This window comes from Magnetococcales bacterium (assembly GCA_015231925.1).
Classification (GTDB): Bacteria; Pseudomonadota; Magnetococcia; order Magnetococcales; family JADGAQ01; genus JADGAQ01.
Genome location: JADGAQ010000265.1, coordinates 1 through 4579, shown reverse-complemented (window position 1 = coordinate 4579; position 4579 = coordinate 1). Strand labels below are relative to the sequence as shown.

Below are 4579 nucleotides of genomic sequence, written 5' to 3'. Positions count from 1 at the left end.
CACACGGAGACCTCCCCCGTTTCCTCATCCGGAGCTTGCGGCTCATGGTCCATAACCGGCTCTTTCCATGCGTTTGGCCAGGTGAGCAGCCGTCAGTTTTTGCCGCACCCCCGGATTGCCGGCAAGGAACCAACGCTCGGCGGTTTCCATGGCCCGAATCCGGATGCGTTTCATTTCGAAGGCTTTTTGATGATCCGGAATAGCGGCGTAGCCTGGGGAAGCCATGAAGGCCTCCATTTGCTGATGGGTCAGTTGTCCGGAGATTTCCAGGAGGCGATTGTACTCCTCCGCTTCGAGCCGCACGCCACGGAAGACGCGGTTGTGTTTGGAGGGATAGACTTGGAGCCGATAGAGTTCGGCGGAAAGGGGATCCTTCCGGATGGAAGAGGTTGCCAGAGGGGAAAGGAAGTCCGGACCGAGCCCCCCTTCCCGGATTTCCGGTTTGCCCCAGATATCCAGACGAGGGGGGAGAAGATGAGAAAGCCCGGGGATGCGGGATTGCAGCCGGTTGGATAGTGCGTCGAACAGCTCGATCCCTCCGGTACCGGTGGAGACATCCCGCACCACGGGATCAACGATGCGTGCAGCGCCGCCGACGATGGCCGGAAGGTAAGAGGATGCGAGGTTGGTCAGGAAGGGTGAACCACTCTTCTCCGGTTCGGATACGAAGTCTATGAATGACGAGATTCCGGAAAGGAATGTTTTTGATGTCAGGTTTCTTGAGATTGACCCGGCAAGAATGGCTGCCATGCCATCAGCTTCCCCTCGATCGACGTCATGTACCAGGGAAGCGAAGTCAGCGGCCATGCCGACAACCATTCCAAGAGGATCCATACGGTTGTAGGAGACCCAGGAGTCCCCGATTTTGAAGGAGTAAGGCTGCCATCCTTGCGCCCGAAGCAGGGCGCGCGCCTTTGGATTCCCAGGCCCCTTGCCGGAGACATAGCCATTGGATGCCGCAAGCACCATGGCCCCCGCGATAGCGGAACCCACGGCCAACCGGGCAAGAGCCTGATCACGTTCGACCCCTCCCTTTTTCATGGCAGCCCAGAAAGTAGGCATGGTCAGGGCCAGAGGCGAACGTTCCAAAGCCCGTTTGGCTATGTTGACGGGGGTGCGAAAGAAGGGAATCAACATACGGAAAATGGGATGGGAGTTGATCAGCGCCTGTCCTGCCTGCCCGGTTTTACCCAGGGGATTGGTGAAGGTCCAATAACGCGCGGCATCCTTGGCGGACTGGACCATGGCAGCGGGAGGTTCGGCCAGGATTTGCTGCACACGGAAGGAGAACGGTTCCCCTTCAAGACCTGCCTTTGCCGCCTCGCGAGCCGCCAGGGCACTGAGTTCGGCCCGATAGGCCAGGGTGTTGAAAAAGACGTCCTCGACCATCAGCATTTTGCCGGGAAAGCGGATAACCTCACCCGCCGTTCCGGGAAAAGCATGCCGAAAGCCGCCCGCCTCGAATTTGCCTTCGACGTTGGGTGGCATGCCCTCCTGAAAGGTGCGTGCAGCAAGCCGGGCGGCATCAATAAGGCTGTTGGCCATGCCGAAGATGCGCGCCCCCGCCTCCCGCAGAGAGATGCCACTGCCGGTAGCCTTGGAGATGCCCGCAGCCACGAGGCTTTCCGGAATGGAAAAGGCCAGACTGACCGTATTGGAGACGATATTGGCCATGTGGGTTGGCGGATTGGAGAGCAAGGCATTGACCCGGTATTCCTGGAGATAGTCCCAGAACCCCGGTTCGAACCGCTGGCGCGAAGAGAGTGCTTGTTGGTGGACATCCTCAAGACGGGCATATTCCAAAGCGGCTTCCTCGATCACGCGCCGCCGGGTGTGCCACGAGCTGGAGTTGAGCATCTCGCGAATGGCCTGCTGCCGCTGCTCAGGAGACATGCGAGCCAATTCGGCGAAGGCATCGAGAGCCTTTTGCGCGTTTGTGGCTGCGGGGGATTTAACAACGGGTTGCGTCGAGGGCTGCCCCCCGGCAGGAGCCGGTTCCACGCCCGGCCGCTCACCGGCAGGAGCCGGTTCCACGCCCGGACGCTCACCGGCAGGAGCCGGTTCCACGCCCGGACGCTCACCGGCAGGAGCCGGTTCCACGCCCGGCCGCTCACCGGCAGGAGCCGGTTCCACGCCCGGACGCTCACCGGCAGGAGCCGGTTCCACGCCCGGACGCTCACCGGCAGGGGTGGGTTCCACGCCCGGACGAACCACGGAGCGTCCGGGTTGCCCGGCATTCATGCGGAAGGATTGCAAGGCCCTCCCTGCCTCAGCCGTCATGCCCGAAACCTGAAACTGAATGGCAGCGTGCCGGGCTTCGACTTCTGCAAAGGCAACGATATGGGCATCGTCGTTGAGTCCTTCGGCAATGGCCTTGGCGATGGCCAGTTTATCCTTCCTCGCCTCGGCAAGAATCATGCGTGCGGCAACGGCTTGTTCGGCATTGAAGGCCTGCCCCTTGCGTCTCTCAAGCAGTGCCTCTTCCGTCATGCCGAGTTCTTCAGCAAGTTTCCGGGTTTCTTCCCAGGAGACAACCCCACGCCGTGCATCCTGGACTTCAGGCGCGAATCGGGCGGCGGTTTCCCGGATCAGGGCATGAATTTGTTCCGGAGCATAGATATGGGATAGGTTGATATTCCCGGCAAAGCCACTGCCGAGAACGGGTGGAGAGGTTTCACCACCCGGCAGGTTGTCAAGAAGCGGAGCGGAATTCTCTTGCAACCCGGAAGGAGAAGAGGGATTATTTCCTTCAACAGGGGATTGTTCCTGAGGCGCCGGACGAGAGCGAATGAGACTGAGATGGGGATCTTCCCCAAGGGTTCGTGTGTTGTCAGTGCCGGAGGATAAGGGAGCATCCCCTGTTACACTCCCTCCCTCGTTGTTCCCGGTTTTGGCTTTTTGAATCCACAGATCCTCAAAGATAATTTCCGGTTTATCCGACTTCAACATCTTCACCACGAAGGATGTTCTGCCATCCGGCAGCATCGAAACCAGAACGAAATTGTTGGAAGCGTTTCCCGGATCCACACGGGTGAGGTTTTCCAGCATGGACGGCAGTAGTGCGATATCTTCCGGAGTGACGGCAACCTGCCCCCTGGATTCTTCGGCACGGGGGTTGCCATGTTTACGGAAGGCATGCCGGATGGCATCGGCAGGCAGGACCAGGTTGTAACCGGAAAGGTCGGTATCGGTAAGTGTCCTGAAGTCACTGATGAACTTTTCAGGTAATGAAGAGTAGAGAGCCCGTTTCTGTTTGGGATTGCTCAACGCCTGGATGGCCATCTCCACAGCCCATTTCCCCCATTCTTCCAGCGGACGGAAGAAGCCTCCCGGTTTGATGGGTGAGCCGTTCGGAAAAGTCTGCACCTCATCAATCGGGGGAAGGATCTCCTCCCCCTTGGGGAGGTTGGCGATTGACTCCTGCAAGGCCCGGTAGTTCTCCTCGATGGCAACGGAACGGTTGGGGTTCTTGGGTGGGGCGGTTTCTCCGGACAAGAGGGTTTGCGGTTGTTCGGGCAGCCCCTGCACGGGATCCGGATGTTCGGTTTGTTCCCGGGCATTTTCCCAATCGTTCAACCATCCTTTGTCGGTCCGCCGGATGGCGCCATAAGCGCCACTCAGGCCGAGCAGGCTATTAAGGGCGGCCCCGGCCCCGATATCGTTGATCTGTTCGGGGCTGGGGGGTTGATCCGAGGTAACCAGTTGTCTCGCTGCCTGGAAGGCGGGAGGTGCAGCGCCAAGCGCCCCCATTCCGAAGAACTGACCCATGGGGGTGAGCGCCTTGCTTGCCGCACTGAAAGCGCCGCCCATCAACGTGCCTTGCGTTCCGGCAAGCAGGGAGGGAACCACCCCTTTGTCGGAAGCTCGCACCGCCTCGGTGATGCCCATTCCCGCAGCAGGACCGAAGAGCGACACGGCAGGCACGAAGCTGGCCAACATGCCTGGAGCCTCGCCAAGGCCCGCGAGCAGCTTTTCATCCAGCCCGGAAGGGGGTGTTGCAGAGGGGGAAGGTCGAACCGAGCCTTCCAGAACCCGCAACCATTCAGCGGCCTGGTGCGGCCCCCCCGAGAGTGGCAGACCCACCCCTTTGGAAGCCAGCTCCAGCCCCTTGTCGCCAAGGTCCAGCCCATTGGCGAGGAAATGCCAAAAATCGGCCTGTCCTTTGTCCCAGCCGTATTTCAGCGCGTGTTGCCACTTGGCGAGGAGAGCAGCCTGTTCCGGATACAAAACAGAGTCAGGATCAAGTTCATCAAGGGTATCCATGGGTGCCTTCCTCAATTACTGCCAAAGGGAATCCCAGAAAGATTTTTTTTCGTCCACAACGGGTTTCTGGTCAGGAATCCCATGTTCCAGAACCATGAGATCCTCCGGTTTAACCCCGGTTGCCACCATGAGTTGCAGGCGTTCCGCAGGAGAGAGAGTGCGGCTGTTCAGCTTTTCCAACAGGAGATTGAGAGCCTCCGCTTTTCCGGCATCCGAGGGGGGAGTTGCCGAGGGGGGAGCCGCCTGCGAGTTGGCGATAACGCGCGGATCGGCAGGCCCTCCGGGGATGGCCTGCAATTGGGCCCCGACGGCCCCC

General features: G+C 60.0%; 2 protein-coding genes. Both read right to left on the bottom strand.

What is annotated here, in order from left to right; translation table 11 throughout:
- Positions 1-42: 42 nt before the first annotated feature.
- Positions 43-4263: a hypothetical protein gene (locus HQL56_18425; GenBank protein MBF0311494.1), complete on the bottom strand. Its 4221-nt coding sequence runs from the start codon at positions 4261-4263 to the stop codon at positions 43-45.
- 15 nt (positions 4264-4278) lie between these two features.
- Positions 4279-4579, bottom strand: a 301-nt coding sequence (locus HQL56_18420; GenBank protein ID MBF0311493.1) for a hypothetical protein, incomplete at its 5' end; no start/stop codon positions are given.